Origin of the sequence: Microbacterium sp. TPD7012 (assembly GCF_003075395.1) — a bacterium.
Classification (GTDB): domain Bacteria; phylum Actinomycetota; class Actinomycetes; order Actinomycetales; family Microbacteriaceae; genus Microbacterium.
This window is the reverse complement of record NZ_QDFV01000002.1, coordinates 554,699-579,499: the sequence shown is the minus strand read 5'-3', so window position 1 is coordinate 579,499 and position 24,801 is coordinate 554,699. Positions and strand designations below refer to the sequence as shown.

At 68.2% G+C, this 24,801-nt stretch carries 27 protein-coding genes and 3 tRNA genes; 9 read left to right on the top strand and 21 right to left on the bottom strand.

Annotated elements, in window-relative coordinates; translation table 11 throughout:
• Window positions 1-155 precede the first annotated feature (155 nt).
• From DC434_RS06790 to DC434_RS06780, 3 genes are all read left to right on the top strand, one after another.
• Entirely contained in the window at window positions 156-767 is a 612-nt protein-coding gene (locus DC434_RS06790; RefSeq protein ID WP_116634511.1) for a TetR family transcriptional regulator, read from the top strand.
• Window positions 768-2,453, top strand: coding sequence for an MDR family MFS transporter (locus tag DC434_RS06785; RefSeq protein ID WP_243408841.1), 1,686 nt, complete (start codon window positions 768-770; stop codon window positions 2,451-2,453).
• A gap of 98 nt (window positions 2,454-2,551) precedes the next feature.
• Window positions 2,552-2,851 (top strand): hypothetical protein, encoded by a 300-nt coding sequence (locus DC434_RS06780; protein ID WP_116634510.1) that lies wholly within the window; start codon window positions 2,552-2,554, stop codon window positions 2,849-2,851.
• 13 nt (window positions 2,852-2,864) lie between these two features.
• Here the strand turns inward: DC434_RS06780 and DC434_RS06775 are convergent, their stop codons facing one another.
• The 9 genes from DC434_RS06775 to DC434_RS06735 all read right to left on the bottom strand — a co-directional run bounded on the left by DC434_RS06775 (window position 2,865) and on the right by DC434_RS06735 (window position 12,529).
• A complete protein-coding gene (locus tag DC434_RS06775; protein ID WP_116634774.1) occupies window positions 2,865-3,578 on the bottom strand; it encodes a TIGR00266 family protein in 714 nt (237 codons plus the stop codon).
• A 55-nt stretch (window positions 3,579-3,633) separates the two neighbouring features.
• Complete coding sequence (locus DC434_RS06770; RefSeq protein WP_116634509.1) at window positions 3,634-3,906, bottom strand: hypothetical protein; 273 nt, start codon at window positions 3,904-3,906, stop codon at window positions 3,634-3,636.
• Between the two features lie 75 nt (window positions 3,907-3,981).
• Window positions 3,982-6,006, bottom strand: a complete 2,025-nt coding sequence (locus DC434_RS06765; RefSeq protein WP_116634508.1) for a hypothetical protein — start codon at window positions 6,004-6,006, stop codon at window positions 3,982-3,984.
• Window positions 6,007-6,071: 65 nt separating this feature from the next.
• Complete coding sequence (locus DC434_RS06760; protein ID WP_116634507.1) at window positions 6,072-7,076, bottom strand: hydroxyacid dehydrogenase; 1,005 nt, start codon at window positions 7,074-7,076, stop codon at window positions 6,072-6,074.
• Window positions 7,073-7,990, bottom strand: coding sequence for a carbohydrate ABC transporter permease (locus DC434_RS06755; RefSeq protein WP_116634506.1), 918 nt, complete (start codon window positions 7,988-7,990; stop codon window positions 7,073-7,075). The genes DC434_RS06760 and DC434_RS06755 overlap by 4 nt, the downstream gene beginning before the upstream one ends.
• A complete protein-coding gene (locus DC434_RS06750) occupies window positions 7,987-8,913 on the bottom strand; it encodes a sugar ABC transporter permease (RefSeq protein WP_116634773.1) in 927 nt (308 codons plus the stop codon). Before DC434_RS06750 ends, DC434_RS06755 begins: the two co-directional genes overlap by 4 nt.
• A 73-nt stretch (window positions 8,914-8,986) precedes the next feature.
• Window positions 8,987-10,186: a sugar ABC transporter substrate-binding protein gene (locus DC434_RS06745; RefSeq protein ID WP_243408840.1), complete on the bottom strand. Its 1,200-nt coding sequence runs from the start codon at window positions 10,184-10,186 to the stop codon at window positions 8,987-8,989.
• A 197-nt stretch (window positions 10,187-10,383) separates the two neighbouring features.
• Window positions 10,384-11,478: a substrate-binding domain-containing protein gene (locus DC434_RS06740; RefSeq protein ID WP_165808017.1), complete on the bottom strand. Its 1,095-nt coding sequence runs from the start codon at window positions 11,476-11,478 to the stop codon at window positions 10,384-10,386.
• 7 nt (window positions 11,479-11,485) lie between these two features.
• Entirely contained in the window at window positions 11,486-12,529 is a 1,044-nt protein-coding gene (locus DC434_RS06735) for a zinc-binding alcohol dehydrogenase family protein (RefSeq protein WP_243408839.1), read from the bottom strand.
• A 70-nt stretch (window positions 12,530-12,599) separates the two neighbouring features.
• Between DC434_RS06735 and DC434_RS06730 the strand changes: the two genes are divergently transcribed.
• A complete protein-coding gene (locus DC434_RS06730) occupies window positions 12,600-12,965 on the top strand; it encodes a helix-turn-helix domain-containing protein (protein ID WP_116634503.1) in 366 nt (121 codons plus the stop codon).
• A gap of 14 nt (window positions 12,966-12,979) precedes the next feature.
• Here the strand turns inward: DC434_RS06730 and DC434_RS06725 are convergent, their stop codons facing one another.
• Window positions 12,980-13,552, bottom strand: coding sequence for a TetR/AcrR family transcriptional regulator (locus DC434_RS06725; RefSeq protein ID WP_116634502.1), 573 nt, complete (start codon window positions 13,550-13,552; stop codon window positions 12,980-12,982).
• Between the two features lie 70 nt (window positions 13,553-13,622).
• Between DC434_RS06725 and DC434_RS06720 the strand changes: the two genes are divergently transcribed.
• The 4 genes from DC434_RS06720 (at window position 13,623) to DC434_RS06705 (ending at window position 15,857) form a co-directional block, all read left to right on the top strand.
• Window positions 13,623-14,330 (top strand): SDR family oxidoreductase, encoded by a 708-nt coding sequence (locus DC434_RS06720; protein ID WP_116634501.1) that lies wholly within the window; start codon window positions 13,623-13,625, stop codon window positions 14,328-14,330.
• Between the two features lie 2 nt (window positions 14,331-14,332).
• Window positions 14,333-14,710, top strand: coding sequence for a nuclear transport factor 2 family protein (locus tag DC434_RS06715; RefSeq protein WP_116634500.1), 378 nt, complete (start codon window positions 14,333-14,335; stop codon window positions 14,708-14,710).
• 74 nt (window positions 14,711-14,784) lie between these two features.
• Window positions 14,785-15,210 carry a GNAT family acetyltransferase gene (locus DC434_RS06710; protein WP_116634499.1) on the top strand — a complete coding sequence of 142 codons (426 nt, stop codon included), beginning with the start codon at window positions 14,785-14,787 and terminating at the stop codon, window positions 15,208-15,210.
• Window positions 15,211-15,320: 110 nt separating this feature from the next.
• Window positions 15,321-15,857, top strand: a complete 537-nt coding sequence (locus DC434_RS06705) for a hypothetical protein (protein WP_116634498.1) — start codon at window positions 15,321-15,323, stop codon at window positions 15,855-15,857.
• Between the two features lie 217 nt (window positions 15,858-16,074).
• Here the strand turns inward: DC434_RS06705 and DC434_RS06700 are convergent.
• The 11 genes from DC434_RS06700 to DC434_RS06650 all read right to left on the bottom strand — a co-directional run bounded on the left by DC434_RS06700 (window position 16,075) and on the right by DC434_RS06650 (window position 24,100).
• Window positions 16,075-16,148, bottom strand: a tRNA-Met gene (locus DC434_RS06700).
• A gap of 36 nt (window positions 16,149-16,184) precedes the next feature.
• Window positions 16,185-16,256 (bottom strand) — tRNA-Thr (locus tag DC434_RS06695).
• 69 nt (window positions 16,257-16,325) lie between these two features.
• Entirely contained in the window at window positions 16,326-17,507 is a 1,182-nt protein-coding gene (locus tag DC434_RS06690) for a M23 family metallopeptidase (RefSeq protein ID WP_243408838.1), read from the bottom strand.
• 206 nt (window positions 17,508-17,713) lie between these two features.
• Window positions 17,714-18,508: an inositol monophosphatase family protein gene (locus tag DC434_RS06685; protein ID WP_116634496.1), complete on the bottom strand. Its 795-nt coding sequence runs from the start codon at window positions 18,506-18,508 to the stop codon at window positions 17,714-17,716.
• On the bottom strand, window positions 18,505-19,506 hold the full coding sequence (locus tag DC434_RS06680; protein ID WP_116634495.1) for a hypothetical protein: 1,002 nt from the start codon (window positions 19,504-19,506) through the stop codon (window positions 18,505-18,507). Before DC434_RS06680 ends, DC434_RS06685 begins: the two co-directional genes overlap by 4 nt.
• 116 nt (window positions 19,507-19,622) lie before the next feature.
• Complete coding sequence (locus DC434_RS06675) at window positions 19,623-20,426, bottom strand: enoyl-CoA hydratase/isomerase family protein (protein WP_116634494.1); 804 nt, start codon at window positions 20,424-20,426, stop codon at window positions 19,623-19,625.
• 46 nt (window positions 20,427-20,472) lie between these two features.
• On the bottom strand, window positions 20,473-20,964 hold the full coding sequence (locus tag DC434_RS06670) for an FBP domain-containing protein (RefSeq protein WP_116634493.1): 492 nt from the start codon (window positions 20,962-20,964) through the stop codon (window positions 20,473-20,475).
• 9 nt (window positions 20,965-20,973) lie between these two features.
• Window positions 20,974-21,870 (bottom strand): bile acid:sodium symporter family protein, encoded by an 897-nt coding sequence (locus DC434_RS06665; protein WP_116634492.1) that lies wholly within the window; start codon window positions 21,868-21,870, stop codon window positions 20,974-20,976.
• A gap of 33 nt (window positions 21,871-21,903) precedes the next feature.
• The gene (locus DC434_RS06660; RefSeq protein WP_133192784.1) at window positions 21,904-22,863 is read right to left on the bottom strand and encodes a DUF2510 domain-containing protein; all 960 of its coding nucleotides are present in this window, start codon (window positions 22,861-22,863) and stop codon (window positions 21,904-21,906) included.
• Between the two features lie 136 nt (window positions 22,864-22,999).
• Window positions 23,000-23,084 (bottom strand) — tRNA-Tyr (locus tag DC434_RS06655).
• Between the two features lie 86 nt (window positions 23,085-23,170).
• Entirely contained in the window at window positions 23,171-24,100 is a 930-nt protein-coding gene (locus DC434_RS06650; RefSeq protein WP_116634490.1) for a PfkB family carbohydrate kinase, read from the bottom strand.
• An 83-nt stretch (window positions 24,101-24,183) separates the two neighbouring features.
• On the opposite strand from DC434_RS06650, the gene DC434_RS06645 reads away from it, so the two are divergent.
• Window positions 24,184-24,786 (top strand): hypothetical protein, encoded by a 603-nt coding sequence (locus DC434_RS06645; RefSeq protein WP_116634771.1) that lies wholly within the window; start codon window positions 24,184-24,186, stop codon window positions 24,784-24,786.
• The last annotated feature ends 15 nt before the right edge of the window (window positions 24,787-24,801 follow it).

Sequence of the window (24,801 nt, the reverse complement as noted above, 5' to 3'; positions counted from 1 at the left end):
TCTCGCATCCGCGCGGGGTGCGGGTCGCAGGTCAGCGACACCACTAGGACGGATGCCGGGCGCCGATCGTCACAGATCCGTCCGACATTTCTCTGTGAGGCGTGCCGCCGGGACTCACAGTGCACTCCAAGCTTGAGAGTGCAAACTTGCACTCTATGGAACAAGGTGCAGATTCACTGAGAGAGCAGCGCAAGCGGGAGACCTCGCGGGCGCTGACGAAGGTCGCCAGGCGGCTCACGGCAGACCGAGGCTTCGCCGGCTTCACGGTCGAGGAGCTCTGCGCCGAGGTCGGGGTCTCCCGGCGCACGTTCTTCAACTACTTCGAGAGCAAGGAGAACGCGGTCTTCGGCTTCGCCACCATCGACTCCCGGCAGGAAGCCCTCGAGGAGGCGTTCGTCTCCGAGCACGGCGAGCTGCTGGATGACTTCGTGGGTCTGACGATCCACCGCTTCGGACTCTTCAACCCGCTCGAAGATGCCGCCGAGCTCTTCGCGATCATCGAACAGGAGCCGCGGCTGCTGAAGGCCGCGTTCGAGCAGATCGCGAAGAACGAACGCCGCGACATCGAGCTGATCGTGCGCCGCATGGGCGATGTCGCCGATCCCGATCTGCGCGCCGAGGTCATGGTGCACTCCGTCGGCGCCCTCGTGCGGCTGTCCATGGACCAGCTCCTGCACCACCACTCGACCGATTCCTTCGAGGCGCTCATCACGCGACGTCTCGAACTCGCCCGCTCCGTCTACGCACCGACACAGAAAGTCGACTGAATGTCCGCCACCGCCACGAAGGATGCGCCCTTCCTCCTCACGAAGCGCCGCATCTGGATCATCTTCAGCGCGCTCATCGCCGGGATGCTGCTCTCCAGCCTCGATCAGACGATCGTCTCCACGGCGATGCCGACGATCGTCGGCCAGCTCGGGGGCGTCGACCACCAGGTCTGGATCACCACCGCGTACCTGCTGGCGACCACGATCGTCATGCCCATCTACGGCAAGTTCGGCGACGTGCTCGGCAGGCGGAACCTGTTCCTCGTCGCGATCGCCCTGTTCACGCTGGCATCCGTCGGCTGCGCCTTCGCCACCGACTTCTGGATGTTCGTCGTGTTCCGCGCTCTCCAGGGCCTCGGCGGCGGCGGCCTGATGATCCTGTCGCAGGCGATCATCGCCGACATCGTCCCCGCCAATGAGCGCGGCAAGTACATGGGCCCGCTCGGCGCGGTGTTCGGCCTCTCGGCCGTCGCCGGCCCCCTCCTCGGCGGATTCTTCGTCGACCACATGACGTGGCAGTGGGCGTTCTACATCAACATCCCGGTCGGCATCGCCGCGTTCATCATCGCCCTCGTGGCGCTGAAGCTCCCGAGCAAGAAGGCCGAGAAGCCGATCGACGTCTTCGGCGTGATCTTCCTCTCGATCGCGACCACGTGCCTGATCTTCTTCACCGACTTCGGCGGCGACGCCGAGTTCGGCTGGGACTCGCTGGCCACCTGGGCCTGGGGCGCCGGACTGATCGCCGCAGCCACCGCCTTCGTCATCACGGAGTCGCGGGTGCAGGACCCGATCATCCCGCTGAGCCTGTTCCGGAACCCGATCTTCGTCAACGCGACGGCCATCGGCCTCGTCCTCGGCATCGGCATGTTCGCCGCGATCGGATTCGTGCCCACGTTCCTGCAGATGTCGTCGGGCACCTCGGCCGCGGCATCCGGTCTGCTGATGATCCCCATGATGGTCGGCCTCATCGGCACGTCGATCTTCTCCGGCATCGCGATCTCGAAGACCGGGAAGTACCGGATCTATCCGATCGTCGGCACTATCCTCACCGGCGTCGCGATGGTGTCGATGACCACGCTCTCGGCGGCCACGCCGATCTGGCTCATCTGCGTCTTCCTGTTCGTGTTCGGGGCGGGACTCGGGCTCATCATGCAGGTGGTCGTGCTCGTCGTGCAGAACGCGGTGCCTGCGGGCGAGATCGGCACGGCGACCAGCACGAACAACTACTTCCGCGAGGTGGGAGCCTCGCTCGGCACCGCCGTGTTCGGCACGATCTTCACCACGCGACTGACCGAGAACCTGCTCGGCGTGTTCGCCGACGCCGGGGCATCGCCGGATGCCGCATCGCAGGCCGCGTCGACGATCGACCCCTCCACGCTGAACTCGTTGCCCGACGAGGTGCGGGACGGCATCGTCACCGCCTACGCCGACGCGCTGGCGCCGGTGTTCTGGTACCTCGTGCCGTTCATCGTGCTGGCCCTGGTGCTGTCGCTGTTCCTCAAGCAGATCCCGCTCTCCGACCAGGCAGGACTCGTCGCCCGCGGCGAGGCCATCAGCGGCGCGGAGGCCGAGCGGCTGGAGGCCGAGCTCCGCGGCGGCGGACGGACGGATGCCGCGTCGACCGATGCCGGGAGCGATCCGGCCGGCTCGGAGGGCGGCGGCGAGACGTCGCCCGCCCGCCGCTGACGCGGGACCGGCGCGGCATCCGCTCGTGATCCTGTCAAGGGGCTACCCGTCTCCTCCTGCTCCCGGCATCCTTCACAGTGAGGACAGGCAGGAGAATGATGGAGCAGGCGTCAGACCCACGGTTCGTGCTGACCCAGGTCAGCACCGAGGCCTGGGCGATCCACGACCTGCAGTATCCCGACGGCGATCACCGGCGGATCGTGTGCCGGATCTACGAGGACACGCCGACCGATGTCGAGGTGCTGTGGTTGCGCGACCTCCCGCTGGCCCCGCGCTATCCGTCCGTCGACGACGTCCTCGAGTCGGTCCGCCGCTTCCAGGACGCATCCCGCGCCACGCGCCCGATCCCGATCCCGCACCGGCCGCCGCCCTCGCTGCGGCGCGGAGAGCGCGGGTGATCCGCAGGGTCCTCTAGGAGGTGCTCGAGCTGCCTGAGCGTTCGGTCAGGTAGGGCTCGATGGCTGCCGCGAGCTTCGCGGGCGTCATCGACTGCAGCCAGATGCGTCCAGGGCCGTGGATCTCGGCGAGGAACAGCGAGTCACCGAAGAACTTGTTCTTGATGCCCTTGATCGAGGTGAACTGCAGATCCATGTTCGCGTCGAACATGGCGAGGTGCCCCGGGTGGATGAGAAGCGACTGACCCGCCGCGAGCGTGTACTCCGTGATCTCCCCCGCGAGCTGCACCCACGCCGTACCGGAGCCGGTCAGCTTCTGGAACACGACGCCGGCGCCGCCGAAGATCCCTGCGCCGAGCTTCTTCTGCAGTCCGACCGTGACCTCCACATCGCGCGTGCTCGCCGTGTACGAGCCCGCCTGCACCATGAACTGATCGGCCGCGTCGATGTCGATCTGACGGATCGTGCCCGGCAGCTGCGCCGCGAACGCGACCAGGCCGCCCTGCGCGGGAGCGGTGTACTCGGTGAGGAACAGCTGCGCGCCGCCCAGCACGCGCTTCAGACCGCTCATGAAGCCACCCTGTCCTCCGGTGCCGTGCACGGTCGACGTGTCCAGGGCGAACCCCGGGGACATCCAGGCCACGTCCCCACCCTCCGCGACGATTCTCTCGCCCGGGTCGAGCGTGACCTCGAGGACGGGCATGGTCGTTCCTGAGATGGATGACTTCATGCATCCGACCATAGACGCGGCGACGACCGGCGCGCCAGCCTCTTCCGCCCCGCGGTCAGCACTCCCATTCGGCGTGCGCGTACTCCCCCAGGTCCGACGGCGGCCCGGTCCCCGGGTCGTCATCGATCGCGATGACGACCCGGCTCGACCGCGAGATCAGCGCGCTGAGGCGAACGCCCTGGGAGATGAAGCCGACGAAGGTGCCCTCCGATCGCGCGGCATCCTCGATCCGGCGCATCAGGTCTTCGAGGTCCTGCCCGGGACTGAGCAGGAAGTCGTGACCGTCGATGTCGACGTGGGTATGAGTTGTTGCCGGTGCAGGGCTCATGGGGTGAACGTACGCGCCCGCAGCCGACTCCCTCAGGGGGTTGCGCTCACGCCTTCGATGCGCACGGCCATGAGGTCACGGCTTCCGGGGGTGGTCATCGACCTTCACGAGCGTGCGTCCGCGCAGGGTGTAGACGACACCCTCCTCGTCGACGTTGAGGTGCGGTCCGCTGTACCAGCCGCCGTTGATGGCCGCCACGACGGTGGTGACCTCGAAGGACTTCGGGTCGATGCGGAACAGCGTGGTGTCGGAGACTCCGTAGATCACGCCACGAGCCGCCTTCATGGCCACGAACCCGGGGGCGATGGACTTCAGATCAGCGGTGTGGACGATCTTCCGACCCGGGCGGTCGATCACGAACAGGATGCCCCGCTGCGTCAGCGCGAAGAGGTGTCGACCGTGGCTCGCGAGAGCACCGATCCCGTTCGCCTGCGCGGTCTCGATTCGCCAGAGCTCTCGGTGAGCGATCGGATCCCACGCCACGATCGTGCCGCGCGGGCCCGTCTTCTGCGCGTTGTCGCCGCCGAGATAGGCGACGCCGTCCACGGAGACGACCGCACGGACGAGCTGCACGTCATCGATCGGATTGATCGCGTGCGTGCTCGCGCCCGTACGGGGGTCGTACGTCCAGAGCGAGCCACCGCCCTCGGTGTCGGCCTGCGCCGCCACCAGGAGCAGCCCGTTGCAGTCGTCCCAGTGCGTGTCGAGCGGCCGATTCTGCTCGGAGGGGAACGACGCCACGCGGCGGATCGGCTCCCCGGAGGAGGGATCGTAGGACCAGATCCCCTGCGAGTTGTACTGACCGGTGAAGAGCACACCGCCGATGACCTCGGCATCCTTCGCCTCACCCGGTGCACGGAGGTTGATGACCTCGCCGCTGCCGAGATCGTGGCGCGCGATGCCGCCGTTTCCCCCCACGTACGCGAAACCGGCGCCGACCGCGATGCCCATGCAGGTCTGCGCACTGATCGGCGCGCCCGCATCGCCGAGATCGACCTCCGACCGAAGGGTGCCGTCGCGGTCGAAGGCCGCGACGACCGCGTATCCCGACACCGCGACGAGTCCGCCGTCGTGGGCATCGAGGCCCCAGATCTCGCCGAGCTCGATGGTCAGCGGGAGCTGCTCGACCGCCGCCGCTCCCGGTGACCAGCGCAGCACGCCCGCCTCGTTCGCGCAGTACACGTCGCCGTCCATCACGGCGAAGCTCTTGGCGGTCTTGCCGATCGAGGTGACGAGCTCGTACGACGTGTGATCCGCGAGCGAGATCGCGGCGATCTTCGACTGTTCGAGGGAACCCGCGGTCGATGCGAGCAGTCGGTCGCCGTCGACGGCGAGTTCGCGGATGCTCGGGTCGTTCACCATCTCGGACGGCGTGATGTCGGTGAACGCGGCCGACGCGCGGTCGTACGCGTAGAGCGCCGCCCGGCTGGTCTCGGTGCCGCCGCCGAGCGTGCTGCCGGCGCCGAAGTAGACCGTCTGGTCGGTCGCCGCCACCGCACGGGCCAGCGTCGCCTTCGGATCGGGTACCCCGAGGCTCGTGACGGCCCCGGTCGACGGGGAGTACTGCCAGAGGGACGGCGCGCCGGTGCCACCGCCGCCGACCGCGAAGACGGTGCCGTCGGGAGAGACGGCGAGATCGCGCACATCGCGGTCGCCGATCCGCCCGATCGAGACGGCGGGAGCGGAGAGATCGGCGAGGTCCCACCGGTAGAGGTTGTCGTTTCCCGCGGCCTTCTGCAGGATGCCGGCGTAGAGGACCTTCCGCACCGGATCGACCGCCAGCGCCTGGATGCTGTGCCCCGTGGCGAGCGTCGTCGAATGGGTCACCGTGCCGGAGGCGACGTCGAAGGCGAGGATGCCGGTCGGCTCGAGGTTGCGCGAGCCGATGTAGCAGACGCCGTCGAGGAGCACTCCGCTCATGAGGGAGTACTGCAGGATGCCGGGGCCGATCTCGGTGATCGTCGTCGAGCCGCGCCCGGCTCGCACGAGCGACGAGGCCTGAGCGGGCGACGGCGAGACGATGCCGACAGCGGCGGCGAGCAGACCGCCGGCTCCGGCGAGCAGCACGGTGCGGCGGGACATCGCGGTGTTTTCGGACATGGTGGAGCTCCTTGGGTCGTCGTTGAACTGCGGAGGGGTCGGGGACTCGGGTCGGAGAAGTGCGGTCAGGCGGTGATGGCGAGGAGATCCGGTGCGATCTCGTGCCGGAGCGGCTCGCCGCGGGCGATCCTCCGGAGCTCGTCGAGCATCGACCCGGAGAGCCGACCGAGCTCCGCACCGAGGGATCCGGCGATGTGCGGCGTGAGAAGGGCGTGCTCCGAGGCGTACAGCGGATGGTCCGGCTCCAGGATCCAGGGGACGGTGACGTCGAGGATGGCGAACAGCTCGCCGTCGACGACCCTGCGGGTGAGGGCCTCCTGATCCACCAGTTCGCCCCGCGCCGTGTTGATCAGGGTCGCACCGCGGCGCATCATGCCGATGCCGCGGGCGTCCACCAGATCACGGGTCGACGGCAGCGAAGGGGCATGCACGGAGACGACCTCGCTCGTGCGCAGGAGCTCATCGAGCGGGACCGAGGCGACGCCCAGCGCTGCCGCCTCGGCGTCGCTCAGGTACGGGTCGTAGACCACGACCTCGAACGTGTAGGCCTTGAGCATGTCGATCACGATCCGGCCGATCTTCGACGCGCCGATGATGCCGATCCGCTGCCCGTAGTTCCCCATCCCCGGGAAGGCGGCTTCGATGTCGAAGTCCTCCTGGAGGTCCCGGTATCGACGGGCGATCGGGAGCACGCGTTTGCCCGCGAGGACGATCATCGCGACCGCGTACTCGGCGACGGGCACGGCGTTGGCCGCGGCCGCCGAGCTGACGCGCACCCCGCGGTCGAGGACTGCGCGATCCAGGTAGGGCTTGACCGTGCCCGCCGCGTGCAGAACCGCCTCGAGTCGAGGTGCGGCATCCAGCAGCGCGGCGTCGAGTCGTGGTGCCCCCCAGCCGGTGATCAGCACCTCGACGTCGCCGAGGATCCGACGCGCGGAAGCCGAATCGAACTCGGTGAGGTGACCCGCGACCTCGCCGACGCCCGCGTACTCCGTCATCGTCCGCGCCGAGAACACGCGCTGCCTGACGGATTCCGGCATCGCGAAGGCGATCACGGGGCGGCGGCTCATTTGACGCTCCCCGCGGAGAGGCCCGCCCGCCAGAACCGCTGCAGCATCACGAACGCGATGATCAACGGCAGGACCGAGACGAAGGATCCGGCGATGACGAGGGTCGAGAACTCCGGGTTCTGCTGCACCTGGCTCTGCCACAGCGCGATGCCGACGCTGGAGGGGAACAGATCGCGGTTCTGCAGCATGATCAGCGGGAGCATGAAGTTGTTCCAGATGCCCACGAACTGGAAGAGCGCGATCGTGACGAATCCCGGCACGAGCATCGGGAGTCCGACCTGGAGGAAGCTGCGGATGGGGCCCGCTCCGTCGACGCGCGCGGCCTCGAGAGTCTCCGCGGGCAGATAGCCCGAGGAGAACACTCTCGCGAGGTACACGCTGAACGGGTTGCACAGGGTCGGGATCAGCACCGCCCAGATCGTGTTCGTGAGACCGATCGACGCCGCCAGCAGATACAGCGGGATCACGGTCGCAGTGTTCGGGATCAGCACGCCGACGAGGACCGAGGCGTAGAGGCCCCGCTTGCCGCGGAACTCGAACTTGTCGAAGGCGTACCCGGCCATCAGGGAGACGAACCCTCCCACGACGGCGCCGACTCCGGCGTAGAGGATGCTGTTGCCCAGCCAGCGCAGGAAGATGCCGTCGTCCTGGCCGAGCAGTCGCTGCATGTTCGCGACGAGATCCGACCCGAAGGCGAAAGCGTCTCCGGAGTAGAGCTCGCCGGCGTTCTTCGTCGCGGCGAACACGAGCCACAGCAGCGGCAGGACCATGTAGGCCGAGCCGAGGATCAACAGGCCGTTGACCGCGACCTTCGACGGCAGGTGACGCCCGCCGGCGAGGTTTCGACGAGGGGCCCGCGGCGGTTTCACGGGTGCCGCGGCGCGGGGCACGGGACGATCGATCACGGCGGTCATTGCGCCCTCTCCTTCGAGGTGAATCGGGTGACGACGAACGACAGCAGTCCGGCGAGCAGGGCCAGGATGATCGACGCTGCTGCGGCCTGAGGAAGGTCGTTCCGGTTGAAGGCCGCGTCGTACGCCCACATGTTCGGCACCCAGGTGCTGGTCACCGCGGTCGTCGCGGAGGACAGGATCTTCGGCTCGGTGAACAGCTGGAGAGAGCCGATCACGGTGAACAGGAGCGCGACGCCGATCGCCGGCCAGACCAGAGGAGTCTTGATCGAGAACGCGGTGCGGATCTCCCCCGCGCCGTCCACCCTTGCGGCCTCGAGGATCTCGCGCGGCACGGCCTGGAGCGCGGTGAAGAGGATGATCACGTTGTAGCCCGCCCACTCCCACACCGCGATGTTCACCATCGAGGGGAGCACGAGCTGCACGGAGAGGAAGTCGATCCCGATGCCACCCGATTCGAGCGCCTTCACGATCGGGCTCACGCCCGGGGTGTACAGGTAGGCCCAGATGAGAGCCGCGATCACTCCCGGAACCGCGTGCGGCAGGAAGAGCAGCAGCTGGAATGCCCGCTTGGCATAGGCGACGGCCGAGTCGAGCAGGAGCGCGAGCACCAGGGCGACGACGAGCAGCGACGGGACGTAGAGCAGGCAGTAGAGGGCGAGGCGCCCGAAGCCATCGGTGAAGGTGCGATCCGCGAGGACCTCGACGTAGTTCCCGAGACCCACGAACTCGGTGGTCGAGCCGCCGAAGCCGAGGCCGCTGCGCTTCTCGGCGAACAGACTCATGCCGATCGCGTAGATCACCGGGGCGATCATCGTCAGGGCGAAGAGCGTGAAGAAGGGGATCAGGAAGACCGAGGCGGTGCGACCGCCCGTTCCCGGGATCGTCTTCCTCGTCCGCCGCTTCGCGGGTGCCGGAGTTGTCATCATCGATGTCCTTCGATCTGAACCGCCGGGCGGGGTCCCTCCCCCTGCAACACCCGCCCGACGGAGCATCCGCTTATTCCTTGATGTCGAGGCCGAGCTTCTCGAGCCCGTCGACAGTGGCCTGCTGCGTGGCCGTCAGCGCGTCGCCCAGCGTGGGCGACGCGGTGACCGAGTCCTTGAGGGCAGTCGCCGTGAGGTCGTACTTCGGCCCCCAGGCCCAGGGCCCGAGGTTCGCGGACGCTTCGTCGAAGACCTCGTAGATGTCGTTGCCGTAGTAGTCGACGGGTGCGACGGATGCCGCGACGTCGGCCAGCCCCGGGAACGCCGGGTACGCGGTGCCGACAGCACCTCGCGCCTCGATGGCGTCGGGCGACGTCACGAGCCATTCGAGGAACACCGCCGCTGCGGCGGCGTTCTCGGAGTTCTCCGGGATCGCGAAGCTCGTGCCGCCGCTGAGCGCGCCTGTCGGCTCGCCGTCCCACGACGGCGGAGCGGCCGCGATCCACTTGCCGGCCATGCCGGATGACTCGGTGCGGGTCTTGAGCGCGGACGCGCTCCAGGAGCCGCCGACCCAGCCGTTGACCACACCGCTGTTGAGGTCGGCGGTCCATTCGTCGCTGAAACCGAGCTGCGCCTTGACCAGTCCGTCATCGATCAGGCGCTGCCAGTAGTCGGCGACCTCCTGCGACTTCTTGTCGTCGACCGAGACCTTCCAGCTCTCGTCCTCGACGCTGAACCACTCGGCTCCGGCCTGCCACGCCATGGGGGCGAGCTGCGGCTCGTTGGTGAAGAAGCTCGTCAGGTAGGCGTCGGGGTTCACGGCCTTCAGCGCGCGCGCCGCCTCTTCGAACTCGTCCCAGGTGGTCGGGACCTCGACACCGGCCGCCTCGAGGACATCCTGTCGGTACCAGACGACCATGGGCGGGGCGTCGTACGGCAGCGCGTAGGCGGCGTCGCCGAAAGTGACCAGGTTGCGCACCTGCTCGTCGTACTCCCCCAGGACATCGCCGGAGACCAGATCGCCGACGGGAGCGAGCTGCTCGGCTGCGACGAATCCGGGGAGCCGGTCGTATTCGATGCCGACGATGTCGGGTCCGCTGCCGGACTCGATCGCCGCGGACAGCTTGGTGTAGCCGCCGTTGGCTCCGTTCGGGATCTCCTCGAAGTTCACGGTGATGTCGTCCTGGCTCGCGTTGAACGCGGCGGCGACATCGGCCATGCCGCTGAGGAACGACCAGAAGGTGACCTCGCCCTTCGGAGTCTCGGTCTTCACGGGTTCGGCTGCGGGACTGCTCGCAGCACAACCCGCGACGAGTGCGGAGGTGGCGACCAGTGCCGCCACAGAGAGGGAAGTTCGACGCAGGGACATCGCGGGTTCTCCTTCGAATCGTTGACCGTGCGAGTCCGATCTTTCGTCACCCGAAGCGATTCACCAAGGAGAGCGGTGGATTTCTCACAAAACCTAACATTTCACCCGGCGCGGACGGACGACTCCCGCACCACCAGGGCCGGGAGGAGCGCCATGCGCACCGGCGTGTGGGCGGAGGCGGCGGGGCGCTTCAGCTGGTCGACGCACAGTCGCAGCGCGGTGTGCCCGAGCTCGTGCTTCGGCGGCGCGACGGCGGTCAGCGGCACGGTCGCGAAGGCGGCGACCTCGTCATCGTAGGCGACCACAGCGAAGTCCTCGGGGACGCGCAGCCCTCGCTCCAGGACCAGGTCGAGGAAGGCCATCGCATCCGCATCACCCAACAGGATCGCCGCAGTGATCCCCTGCTGCACGCAGTCGTCGAGCAGGTCGCCGAGCTCTGCGATGTCGGCGTTGTCGCCGATCCGCGGGTGCGAGAGGTCACGGCGGAGCCAGAGCGCGGATGCCGGGTCCATCGCGGCCATCGCGCGCCGGAACCCCGCGTCCAGCCCGGCGACGGTCGCCGCGGGCCGCGCGGCGAGCGCGATCGCACGGTGCTCCTGCTGTGCGAGGTGGCGCACGGCGACCTCGGCGCCGTGCGCGTGATCGGTGCGGACCCATTCGAGGCGCCCGGCGAGCTGGTCCTCGACCGACCTCTCGACCATCACGACCGGGATGCCCGCCTCCTCCAGCATCCGCTGCAGCGGCGAGCTCTCGGCGATCGCGTCGTGCGGAGTGATCATCAGCGCGTCGACGCCGCTGGCGATGAGGCGCTCCGCCTGACGGAACTCCTCCTGCGACGAGTAGTTCGTCGCACCGACGACGAGGCGGCAGTTCGCCTCATGGGCCGCCTGGCTCGCCCCGCGGATCACCTCGGGGAAGTAGTACTGGGTCGTCGGCACGATCATGCCGATGGTCGCCACCGGTCGGGGGCGGACGCGCGCCCCCGACCCGTCTTCGCGCGACTGCTGCTGGGCGACAGCGAGCGAGATCGCTCCCCCGTGCACGCGGGCGAGCAGGCCCCTCTGCTCCAGAGCGACCAGGTCCCGCCACAACGTCATCGGGGTCACGCCGAGCCGCGCCGCGAGGACCGCGCTGGTCAGCGAACCGCGCAGTTCGAGCTCGCGGAGGATGGCATCGTGCCGAGCGGCAGCAGTCATAACCACATCACGATAGTGGATGCGCCTCTTCCGGCCAGTCGGTGACGACGACCTTGCCGATCGTCTGCGACGCCTCCACGATCTCATGCGCCCGGCGCATGGTCGCGGCATCCAGCGGCGTGAGGTGCTCCGTCATCGTGGTGCGGATCACCCCTTCGTCGACGAGTTCGGCGACCTGCTCGAGGAGCTCGTGCTGGTAGTGATCGGCGGGGTCGGTCACCGGACGGGTGAACATCAGCTCCCAGTGCCAGGTCACGCTCTTGCCCTTCAGCGCGTCGATGCTGCCACCGGTCTCGTCGATCGAGACGACCTCGCCCCGCGGACGGATGACGTCGGCGATCGCGCGGACGTTGCCGGGCGTGAACGACGTGAAGACGTAGTCGACGCCGCTCGGGGCGATCGCGGAGACCTCGTCGACGAAGTCGCGGCCGACGACGTGATCGGCCCCCATCCGCTCCACCCATTCCACCGATTCCGAGCGCGAGGCGACCGCGATGACGGTGAGCTTCGTGAGCGCCTTGGCGAACTGGATGATGAGAGAGCCGACACCGCCGGCCGCACCGATGACGAGCAGAGTCCCCTCGCTCCGGTCGTCGAGACCCAGCTTGTCGAAGAGCGCTTCCCACGCCGTGATCGCGGTGAGCGGGAGCGCTGCCGCCTCCGCGGTGGACAGCGAGCGAGGAGCGTGGCCGACGATGTTCTCATTGACGAGGTGGTAGCGGCTGTTGGTGCCGGGGCGATCGATCTGTCCCGCATAGAACACCCGATCCCCCACGGCGAAGCGGGTCGCCTGATCGCCGAGGCCGACGACCACGCCGACCGCGTCGTAGCCGAGGATCCGATGCGCACCGGAGGTCGGCGAGCCCGCGCGGACCTTCACATCGACGGGGTTGATCGAGACGCCCTCGACCTCGACCAGAAGGTCTCTGCCGGTGGGCGTCGGGACCGGCAGCGAGAGGTCGGTGAGCGATTCGGAGTCCGAGACGGGGCGGCGCCCGCGCGCGCCGATCGCGGGCATGCGGTCAGGGAGGGAGGAGGTGTCGTTTGCCATGACGTCACGCTATCCGAAGACCCCCAGTTACCCACAAGCGCCCCAAGTATCCAAGAGATACCATGGAGGGATGCTGACCGAGACCGCCTGCCGCATCGACGCCCCTCACGACGTGTACGACGCGCAGTGCCCCTGCCGCGGGGTGCTCGATCTGCTCGCGGACAAATGGAGCGCTCTGGTGATCGGCGCGCTCAGCGAGGGACCGCAGCGCTTCGGCGAGCTCAAGACCCGGCTGCAGGGCATCAGCCCGAAGGTTCTGACCGCGACGCTGCGGCGCCTGGAGGCGCGCGCGCTGCTGGTGCGCACGGTCTTCGCTGAAGTCCCGGTCCGGGTGGAGTACTCGCTCACCGACCTCGGCGTCGACGCTGAGAAGCCGTTGCGCGCGCTTCGCGGCTGGGTCGAAGCCAACATCGAACGCTTCCCGGCGATCGACTGACGGGGCCGCAGGTCTCAGGCCGAGACGTCGGCCTCGAGCATCCGAGCGGTGCTGACCCACTGGGATTCGATCAGCGACGGATCGTTGCGCAGCTTCGCGAGCAGGACGAGACCCTCGAGGTTCGCGACGACGGCCGTCGCCATGTCGCGCCGCTCGTCCCCCAGCACGGCGGCGATCATGTCGACCTGGGTCTCAAAGATCTCCTGGAGACGCTCGCGGATGACCGGCTCCGTGGATGAGAGCTCCAGGGCCAGGTTGCCGAACATGCACCCGGCCACGGCTCCGGCCCCCGCCTGCGCTTCGCGCTGCACGGCGGCGGTGGCCTCGAAGAGCCGGTGGAGGCGATCGACAGTGCTGCCCTCGGACGACAGGATGCTGGACCACTCCGCTTTCTGACGGCGCCAGTGCTCATCGATCACAGCGACGGCGAACTCCTGCTTCGACGGGAAGTAGTAGTAGAAGCTGCCCTTCGGCGCACCCGCGGTCGCACTGATCTCGGCGACGCCGATCGCTCCGTACGAGCGCTCGCCGAACAACCGCTCCCCTGCTTCGAGCAGCCGCTCCCGCGCATCCGATGTCCGACCCATTTGACAAGTATATGACCGATCGTCTATAACGGTCAATGTTAGTAGTTGACCGATCGTCTATAGGAGAATCATGTCTGTTCAGAAAGTCGCGATCATCACCGGCGCCTCGCAGGGAATCGGTGCAGGACTCGTCGCCGCCTACCGGGAGCTCGGATACGCCGTCGTGGCCACGTCCCGCTCGATCACGGCGGGCGATGACCCCGGAGTCCTCGCCGTCCCGGGCGACGCCGCGGATCCCGCCACCGCCGCTAACGTCGTCCGCGCGGCCCTCGACCGCTTCGGACGGGTCGACACGCTCGTCAACAACGTCGGAGTGTTCACCGCCAAGCCCTTCACGGATACGACCGATGAGGACTACGCGCTCAACCTGGGCGTCAACCTCGGCGGCTTCTTCCACTTCACTCGGAACGCGATCGTCCCGATGCTGGAGCAGGGCGGCGGCCACATCGTCAACATCACCACGACGCTCGTCGAGTCCGCGCGATCCGACATCCCCTCCGTGCTCGCCTCCCTCACCAAGGGCGGGATCGCGGCAGCCACCAAGTCGCTCGCGGTGGAATACGGCGATCGCGGCATCCGCGTGAACGCCGTATCTCCCGGGATGATCCTCACTCCCCTGCAGGGCGGGGCGACGCCGGAGCAGCTCGCAGCCTTCCACCCTCTGCAGAAGGCCGGCACGGTGGATGACATCGCTCGCGGGGTCGTCTACCTCGAGCAGAACGAGTTCGTCACCGGCGAGTTCCTGCACATCGACGGCGGCCAGAGCGCGGGCCACTGATCATGACCGCACACACGACGGCAGCCGCAGCCCGGATCGCACCGGCGCTGACCCGATGGCAGCAGGGAATCGGCGCCGGGGATCTCGATCGCATCGCCTCCGCGTTCACGACGGATGCCCTGTTCCAGGGGCTGCTTCCGGAGCACTCGATCGGGCGTGCCGGGGTCGTGGCGTACTACGCCTCCCAGCCGGTCCCCCTGACGGTGGAGTATGACGTCCTTCGGGCGCACGACCTGGGAGATGACGCGGTCGTGGCCTACCTCGAAGCGCTGTTCCACCTCGAGGGGCGAGACGACATCGTGACGCACCTCACGCTGGTCTTCGAGCGTGAGGCCGACGACCTGCTCATCTCGCACTACCACGTGTCGCGGGTGAACTGATCGGAGGGTGGTGTCCCGGCGCGGGCACCACCCCTCGTTCGACCGCTTCACCGGCGCCGAAGTAGATTTGCCAGGTGACTCTGGAGATCCGCGCCCTGACCGATGCCGACGTCGAGCCGGTCATCGACCTCTGGCACGAGACCGGCCTCACCCGCCCCTGGAACGATCCTCGCGCCGACATCCGCCGCGCCCGCGCGGTGTGGCCCGAGCTGCTGCTCGTCGCCGCCGACCGGGACACCGTCGTCGGGACCGTCATGGCGGGGTACGACGGTCACCGCGGGTGGCTCTACTACCTCGCGAGCGGGCCGGCGCGCCGGGGCGAAGGCATCGGTCGACGGCTCGTGCAGGAGGCGGAAGCCCGGCTCGAGGCGCTCGGATGCCCGAAGGTCATGCTGATGGTCCGTCCGGGGAACGACGCGGTGCTGGATTTCTACGACGGCCTCGACTACATCCGCGAGGGCACGCTGCTCACCGGCAAGAGGCTCATCCCGGACGACTGAGGGCGGCTGCGTTCACGGCAGAGTGCGTCAGAGCGAGAGTCGGATGCTCGTGTTCGAGCCCAGCCTGTGGTCGCCATAGCAACGTCCGACATGCGACATACGGTGGACCCGTGAGCTTCCGCCCCAACGACCGCGTCTACGTTGACGAGTCCAAGGCGCGAGGCTACTACGTCGTTGCCACCGCCTCGATCATGGAGAGTGTGCAGGTCTCCGAGCGCGTGTTGCGGGATCTGCTCAAGCCTGGTCAGCGCCGAATCCACTTCAAGAGTGAGGGCGACAGTCGGCGCCGCCAGATCATTTCTCGCATGTGCGATCTTGATCTGCGGGCGTCGGTGTGGGTCGTCAAGCATCAGTCGGACAAGGAAGCACGACCCCTGTGCCTGACCGCGCTGACAGAGAAGGCTGTCGATGCGGGCGTGGCGCATTTGATCATCGAGCGAGACGAATCCCTCGAGCGCGCAGACCGAAGATTGATCGCCGAAATATTCCGCCGTGCAGGATCTTCAGAGATGTCCTACCGACATGTCGCGCCCCACGCGCATCCTCTGCTCTGGGTGAGCGACGCCGTCGCTTGGTGCTATTCGAACGGCGGCGACTGGATCCGTCGGGTCGACGCCATCGTCGATGCACGGGTCTTCCGACTCTAGAAACACGTGAGCCTGGCTCGTCTACCGTCCGGAAGACTGCCAGGCTCCGAGGGCTACTGCCCGCCGTACCCCAAGTGTAACGTGCAGGCACCGACAGCGGCCAGCGTTCATCTGCAGTGCCGCGTCCGGCACAAAACCGGCACACCACTCCCCCAGGCCGTTCCGCCCATCGCCCCCGGATACGACAAAACCCCCGGAAACCGGGGGTCTTGATCTGTAGCAGGAGCGGGGCTTGAACCCGCGACCTCACGATTATGAGTCGTGCGCTCTAACCAGCTGAGCTACCCTGCCGCGAGGCATCCGTCCGCGTGTGAGAAGAATGCTGCGAGCCCCGAGTCAGGATTGAACTGACGACCCCTTCCTTACCATGGAAGTGCTCTGCCACTGAGCTATCGGGGCGTGCTGCCCCTCTCGGGGCAACCACACGAGAATACCATCACCATGGCGTCCTCATGAAATCAAGGCGGGTCAGTACGAGGACCGACCCGCGTTCGTGCGGAGCCACGGCAGCGGATCGATGGTCGATCCGTTGACGATGAGCTCGAAGTGCAGGTGTGCGCCGTAGGAACGGCCCGTGTTTCCGGTCTTGCCGACGATGTCGCCGACCTTCACCGTGTCGCCGGCCTTGACCTGCAGCGAGCCGTACTGCATGTGCGAGTAGTGGCTCGTGATGACCGCGCCGTCGATCACGTGATCGATGTAGACGGTCACGCCGTAGGCGTCGCCCTGCTCGGTCGCGATGCGCACGGTTCCGTCGGCGATGGCCTGGATCGGAGCGCCGTCGCCGGGGACGAAGTCGATGCCCTCGTGCAGACGGCCGCTGCGCATGCCGTAGCCGTCGGTCATTCCGACGCCGACGAGGAACGGCCACTGGATGGCCGCGTCGGGGTCGTTCGTGAAGACCTCGTTGGAGTAGTTGATGCCCTGCTCGGCCGCGACCTGGACGAGCGAGATCGTGCTGAAGCCGTCGGCGCGCGTGAGGGCCTCGTTCTGGACGCCGGCCGGAGCGACGAAGGCCTGGATCTCGTCGGCGGACTCACCGTCGGCGGCCTGCTGGGAGGAGGCGACGAGCGAGGTCGCGGCGAGGGACGTGCCCTGGGAGGCGGCCACAGCCTCGGCGGGGAGCGTCATCGAGACCGCGAGCAGACCCGCGAGGCTCATGACACCGACCGTCGCACCGACGGCGAAGACCTTGCGCGCGCTGCGCTCACGGCGGCTCGTGGCGGGAACAGCCGCATCGCTCTCGCTCTTCGCGTCGGTCGCGGACTGGCCGGCGGCCGGCTCGGACGGAGCGGATGCCGTGGGCACGGGCCCGGTCGCGCGGAATGCCCGGGACGCGCGCTCGAAAGCATCGGCGTCCGCCGTGTCGTCCGACGCCTCCGCGCTCGTCGCTGCGGGCATCTCGAAAGCCTCGGAAGCCTCCGGCTCGGAGACCTCGACGAGCTCTTCGACCTTGTCGGTCTCGGCCGGGGCGTCGACGGTGACGGGCTCGGCTGCGTGCTCAGATGCGTCGTCGATGCGGGTCAGGGGCGCGTCGTCGATCGGGGCGTCGGCGGTCACACGCTGGCGGGCGGCGCGGCGGGAGAGCGGGGCGACAGCGGCGAGGGCGATGACAGCCTCAGCTGCTGCGACAGATTCCGTCGGTCCCACCGCAGGGGCCTCAGAGGCCGTGGTGCGGAGTCGGCTGGACCGGCGCGTGGGCGCAGAGGCAGCCTGGGGATTCTCGAAGGGCAAAGCGTTGTTCTCTCAGTCGTGCGTCAAGCTCGGGGGCGCTAACTCGGCTTTCACCTTCGGGTGGTGAAAGTAACGATCGCGTAAGACCTTATCGGTATCCGCCTGGGAATGCCATGAACAGGTCAGTGTTTCTCCCCCAGAAGAGCGAGGAGCCGGGCGTGCACCTCGGGTCCTCCGGAGATCAGCATGGGCCGCGCCGAATCGACGTCGTGGCGCGAGACCAGGCCGCCGGCCTCCTCGACGAGGAGCGCTCCCGCCGCGAAATCCCACGGCTTGAGCCCTCGTTCGAAGTAGCCGTCGAGTCTTCCCGCCGCCACATAGGCGAGATCGAGGGCGGCGGATCCCGACCGGCGCAGATCTCGCGCCATCGTCATCACACGTCGCACGGTCGCGAGGTCGCCGTCGTGGGTGGCCGGGTCGTATCCGAAGCCGGTGGCGAGAAGCGCCCCGGCCGAGGTGTCGGACGTCACCGCGAGTCGGGTCTCCCCCGCCCAGGCGCCATGCCCGCGGGCAGCCGTGAACAGTTCGCCGAGCGCCGGGGCGTTGACCGCGGCGGCCAGCGCCTCCCACGACCCGGGTTCCGCCGGGCCTCGCACGGCGGCGATGCTGACGTTGTAGGCCGGCATCCCGTAGGCGTAGTTGACGGTGCCGTCGATCGGATCGACGACCCAGGTGATGCCGCTGGTCCCGCTCTCGGCCCCGGACTCCTCACCGAGGAATCCGTCGTCCGGGCGGGCCGCATCGACGCGCGCACGGATCAGTGCCTCGACCTCGCGGTCGGCTTCGGTGACGATATCGGCGATCGTCGACTTGGTCGCGGCCAGATGCACGCCGTCACGGCGACGGCGGAGCGCGAGCTCGCCGGCCTCACGTGCGATCTCGGTCGCGAGATCCTTGAGTTCACCCTCGAGCGTCACTGCGCCGGGTACTGCGGTGCGGGCGGAGGCGGCGGGAATGCGGGCGGAGCCGTCTGCTGCGGTGCGGCCGGAGGCTCGGCGACGGGAGCCTGCGGTACCGGGGGCACCTCCGGCGCCTGCGGAGCGGGCGGGGCGAACGCCTGTGCGTACTGCGGCGCGGCCGGTTCCGGCGCGACAGGGAACGCTGCTGCCGGAGCCTGCCCGAGCGCCTGCTGCTGCGGCGCGACACTCGGGTATCCGGTGTAGTAGGCGTTCCAGTCGGGCGACGCGTCAGGAAGCGCGGGGAGCGGGGTGACGCCGTCGGCGTACGTGGGCCAGGCCGGCGCGGCTGCGATGGCGGCTGATGCCTGCGTCGGCTTCTTCGGCGCGAAGAGCGCGTTCAGGAGCGGGATGAGCGTCGTGCCGACAGCCGCAAGGATCGTCAGCGCGACCACGATGCGCCAGTAGAGCTCGCTGTAGTCGAAGCTGTGCGGGAAAGCCAGGAAGAAGATGAGCAGACCGACGAGGCCGGCCAGGAACACGATCGTCGCGATGTAGATGATGCGGGTGAACGTCGTCACGTGGCGCCGCGCCGCAGGCGTGAAGAGACGCACGTGGAGCAGGGCGAGCTGCAGGATGCCGATGACGAGCAGCAGCTGGAAGAACCGCTCCGCCCCTGTGAAGTAGCCGTCCTCCTCGGGAAGCCAGATCTTCACGGCGCCGACCAGGAGCGCGACGATCCACGTCACCATGCTGGCGAGTGCGAGCCAGTCCGGCCGGTTCGGTGCGAGACCGGCCTCGAGGATCGCGATGCCGGCGAAGGCGGCGAGGAGCAGGATGGTGAGGAACGCCCGACCGATCAGGCCGTCCTGATCGCCGATCAGCACCCAGACGACGCACACGAGCGCCGCAGCGATCAGCGCGCCGATGGCGATCCAGATCGCTCCCCTGATAAGCAGCGACATGTTCTTCTTCTCACCCTGCGTCGTCTGATGCGCGGTGATCTCCGGCTGAGACATGGCCATCCTCTCGTTGAGCGGCGATGCCCTCATCCTGCCACGCGAGCGGCCCGTTGCCCCGGCGGCCGCCCGGACGGGGCAAAGTCACCGCCGGAGCGCGGTCGGTGCAGAAGCAGTCAGACGGATCGCTTCGCGGATGCCGCGGCGAAGGCCGCGACCCGCGCCTGCGCGTCCGGGGTCTCGAGGGCTGCCCCGATCGAACGGGCCTCCTCGCTCAGCTGCTCGACGAACGAGCGCTCCGGCTGGGATCGCACCAGGTGCTTGGCCTGTCCGTAGGCGTCGGCGGCACCGGCCAGCCAGAAGCGTGCGATCTCCTCGCCGCGTGCCCGCACGCGCTCTGCCTCGGTCGCGGCATCCTCTCCCTCGACCGCCTCCGCGACCAGTCCCCACGCCACCGCCTCCTGCGCGGTGAGAAGACGGTCCTGCAGGACGAGCTGCAGCGCACGGCGCTGCCCGACGGCGCGGGCGAGCTGCGCCGAGACCGACAGGTCCGGGGTGAGACCGATGTTCGCGTAGAGGCTGCCGAGTCGGGATCGCGATCCGACGACGGCGTAGTCGCTGCAGAGGAGGATGCCGAGTCCCCCGCCCGCCGTCGTCCCGTGCGCCGCGGCGACGACGGGAACCGACGATTCGGTGAGCGAGCGGATGCCGGCGTTGATCACCTCGGCGAGCGCCGTGATGTCCGCCCCGGCGGAGGATCCCATCGTCGTGGCCATGTCGATGACGTCTCCGCCGGCGCAGAAGGCCGGGCCCGATGCGTCGAGCAGGATCGCCTTCACATCCGCTCTCGACGTGGCCTCGGCCGTCACGTCCTTCCAGGCGTGAGCGAGGTCGGCGTTGAACGCGTTGAGCCGGGTCGGACGGTTCAGCGTGAGCCGTGCCATCCCCTCTTCGACACGGAACAGGATGGCATCGCTCATGGCTTCTCCTTCGAGCATGGGACGTGTGGGTCCAGCGTAACCGCGATCAGTCCTGCGCCCAGACGCGCGAGACGAACGCCTCCATCCGCCGACGGGTGCCGTCGAGCCGGAAGTCCACCTGCCCGGGTGAGCGCACCTCGTTGGGTGCGAGGGGGTGCGCCAACCGCACGTTCTCGTGGCACGAGAGGTCGGAGCAGATGTAGGTGCCGAAGGAGTCGCCGCGGCGTCCTGCTTCTCCTGTGCGGCGGGCAGAGAGCATGGCCACCTGGTTTCCCGGCTGCATCGTGTGGCAGATGTTGCACATGCCGGAGCGCCCTCGTCCCGGTTCTGACGCGCGGAGCACCACTCCGACGACGCCGCCGTCGTGCTGGATCAGGACGTACCCGCGCTTGGACGCGCTCGGGTCGCGCCACGCGAAGAAGTCGAGGTAGTCCCAGTCGACGAGCACGAAGTCGTGCGGCATCTCGAGGGTGCGCAGCTCGTCTTCGTCCGCGTTGACGAACGATGCCCGGACTTCGGCTTCGGTGAGCGCTCGCATCGTTCCAGTCTATGAACCCTGGGACGTCGTCGAGGCCGGCGCCACCTCTTCCGCCGCCGTCCGATCGCGGATGAGGAACCCGAATCCGAAGGCGATGAAGAACATCAGCACGCCGTAGACAGCTGCGGGGAGGCTCAGTTCGACGGAGCCGAGCACGGACTGCGCGATGACGATCGCGAGAGTGGCGTTGTGGATGCCGATCTCGAACGAGGTGGCGATGGCCTGTCGCCTGCCCACCCGCAGCCACCGCGGGATGAGGAAGCCGATGGTCAGGCTGATCACGCAGAAGAGCACCGTGATCAGCGCGAGCTGGGTGAAGTTGGAGATGAGCAATGCCCAGTTCGACACGACGGCGCCGACGATGACGACGATGAGGATGACGACGGATGCTATCCGCACGGGCTTGTCCATCCCTGTCGCGAACCTCGGCCAGAACCGACGGATGAGCATGCCGAGCGCGACGGGGAGGAGCACGATCGCGAACACCTCGAGCGCCTTCGACCACTGCAGGCCGAGCCGGTCGTCGAACGGCTGGAAGTAGGCGATGGCGAAGTTCGTGATGAGGGGCAGCGTGATCACCGCGATCACCGAGTTCACTGCGGTCAGCGAGATGTTGAGTGCGATGTCACCCCGGAACAGGTGGCTGTACAGGTTGGCCGTCGTGCCGCCCGGCGATGCGGCGAGCATCATCATGCCGACCGCGAGGATCGGTGGGAGCTGGAACGCGAGCACCAGGCCGAAGCAGATCGCCGGAAGAAGCAGCAGCTGGCAGAGCAGCGCGATGATCACCGCCTTGGGCTGCTTCAGCACCCGCGCGAAGTCGGCGAGGGTGAGGCTGAGCCCGAGCCCCAGCATGATGATGCCGAGGGCGACGGGAAGTCCGATGGTGGTCAACGCTGATCCCATGGGACTCAGTGTGGCGGATGCAGGGCCTCGGTGTCACGGGGTGATCGTCACCGGAGACGGATCATCGAGTCCCTGCATCAGTTGAACCTGCGTCCACGGGACCGGCGCGTCGTCGAAAACCGGCTGGATCACCTCCCAGATGCGCTCCGCATCCGGACCGACGAAGTACAGCGCGTATTCGCCCGCTCCGATCTCGTTTCCGTCGATCTGGCCGGCATCCGCCCTCGTCAGCGCTTCGTCCGCCGCCAGCTCGGTCTCGAGCATCGCGTCCATGAGCGAGAGGTCGAAGTCGGCATCACGGTCCTCGAATGTCACGACGACCCACTCATCCACCACAGGACTGGCCGATTCCGCGGGAGCGGGGAGGGCCGTCGACGCGCCATTCGAAGGGAGGATGGCCGCAGTCATCTGCAGCACCAGCACCACAGTCCAGACCATCGCCGCGATGAAGACGGCTATCTGGATCGCGATCGTCACGATGAGAGGTGCTGCCCCCTTGCCTCCTCGGCGTCGGATGACGGCGTGGCGTCCGATCACGTAGGCAAGCGGAGACAGCAAGGTCCACAGCCAGTGGAAGGGGTCTGCGAATCCGCGACGCTCGAGCTCTCGCGCATCGAGGAAAGCGAACCACACGTACAGGGCGGACGATCCCCAACCGATCACCATCAGAACGAGGAACCAGGGATTGAAGAAGAGGGCCAGCTCTGCGGCGACGAGGCGCTGGGGGTCGGGAGTCAAACCGCCGGTGGGGAACAGCGCCACCAGGTCGACCATCCCTCGCAACATCTGGTCGAGATACACGAACGCCGGGTAGAGGCTCAGCAGCGGGAAGAGCACGATGAGCCACACCCACACCGTGTGCGAACTCGTTCCCGGAGCGGCCTGCGGCGGCAGCGGGTCTGGCGGCGCCCGATACTCGTCGGCCCACCCATACCCATCCCACCAGCGCGGAGCACCCGCAGCGTCGGGATACCAGCCTGCCGGCGCGCTCACGGCGCCTCGCGAAGGGCGACGGAGACGCCCACGGGGTTCATCATGAGGTCACTGTATCGGGCACGCGGCCGGTCGTAACGCGGGGAGAAACGCAACAAGCCCCGGGCGACCGGGGCTTGTTGCGTGTGATCTGCGCTGGTGGCGAGTGAGGGATTCGAACCCCCGAATGCGATGCAGTCTGATTTACAGTCAGATCCCTTTGGCCGCTTGGGTAACTCGCCAGAGCGCACCCGTCCGACTTCGACAGCCAACCGGGGGCACGAAAGACCATCATACCCGTCAGACGCGGGCACATGAAATCGACGCGTCAGCTGCCGAAGACGCCTCGTTCGGCCTCTGCGAGCGACTCCGGCGTGCGCAGCAGACCGCCCTCGGCGCGGCATGTCGCGGCGGCGATGTCCATGGCCCTGGTGAGCAGCGCGCGCCACTCGACGAGGCGTGCCGGACTCCCCCCGACGAGCCCGGCGGCGACCGCCGAGAGCGTCGCGTCCCCTGCGCCCACCGTGTCGACGACGCGGCCCGGGAGGTCCGAGATCGGTGCCGCCGCGGTGCCGGCGTCCGTCTCGAGGATCGCGCCGTCGGCGCCGGCCGTCGCGAGCACGGCCGCGACTCCGAGGTCGCGGAGTCGGGCGCTCAGCGCGCCGAGGTCGCCGTCGTAGAGGATCGCCGCGTCATCGGCGCCGACCTTGACGATGGCGGCACCCGCAGCAGCGCGCTCGAAGCCCTTCACGAACTCGTCCCGGTCGCTCAACATGCCGGTCCGCGGATTCGGATCGATCGCAAGGCGCGCTCCCGCTGCGGCCTCGAGCAGAGCGTCCACCTCCGCCGGCACGTCGAAGGGGAAGCAGCTGATCGCGACCAGTCCCGCCTCCGCGATGGCGTCGCGGGCCGCGTCGGAATAGCGGATGCTGCGCTTCCGGGCCGCTTCGTTGAAGACGTAGTCGGGTTCCCCGTCGGCTGCCCGCTGCACGACCGCACGCGAGGACCCGTGCGGGGCCGCGCTCTCGATGAGGCGGACGCCGTGATCGGCGAGGTATTCGCGGATGTGCTCCCCGGCCTCGTCCGCACCGACCATCGCGATCAGCGTCGTCGCGACGCCGAGTCGCCGGAGCCCCACGGCCACGTTCAGGGCCGCCCCGCCGACCAGTTCGCGCACGCCCGAATCGTCGCGGATCTCGTCGATCAGGGCATCGCCGATCACGACGACGGACCCTGCAGCGGAAGTCTCGATGCTCATCCGCCGACCTTATCGCGACGCGCCACCGCGAGTGCGCGGCACGAATGCTGTCGTGCGACCCGCGAGCGCGCTACGGTGTGCCCATGAACGCGCGATTCCCCGCAGGCGCCGCGGCACTCCTCCTCGTGGCGATCCTCACCGCGTGCGGAACGGCATCCGATGGCCCGGGGAATGCCGGCGGATCACCGAGTCCGTCGCCAGGAGCATCCGACGGCCCCGCCGAGACCGGATCGCCGACCCCTTCCCCCAGCCCGTCACCGACCGCGAAGGGCGTCGCCCTGCCGACCGACTGCCGGGCGATCCTCTCTGACGACGTGCTCGCCCAGCTCGAGGGCGTGCCGCTCAACGACGCGGCCTTCGGTCCCTCTGGCGTCGGCACCGACGGGACCCTCACCTGCATCTGGGCGGACCCCCGAGCCGACACGACCCGTCTCGTCACGACGATCTCCGCGATGAACCGCGGCCCGGCTCTCGACATGCTCAACGCGCTCGCCGACACCGAGGGGTTCGCCTGCTTCACCCCTGACGGCGGCACCCGGTGCGAGAAGACGTGGCCGAACACGCAGTACCCGGTGACCGACGGACGCACCCTGTTCTGGCGCGACGACATCATGATCGACACCCGCTATTCCAACCTCGCGCCGTCCGGCTACACGTCGTCGATCGTCTCGCACCTCTTCGGCTGACGACCGCGCGCCGGC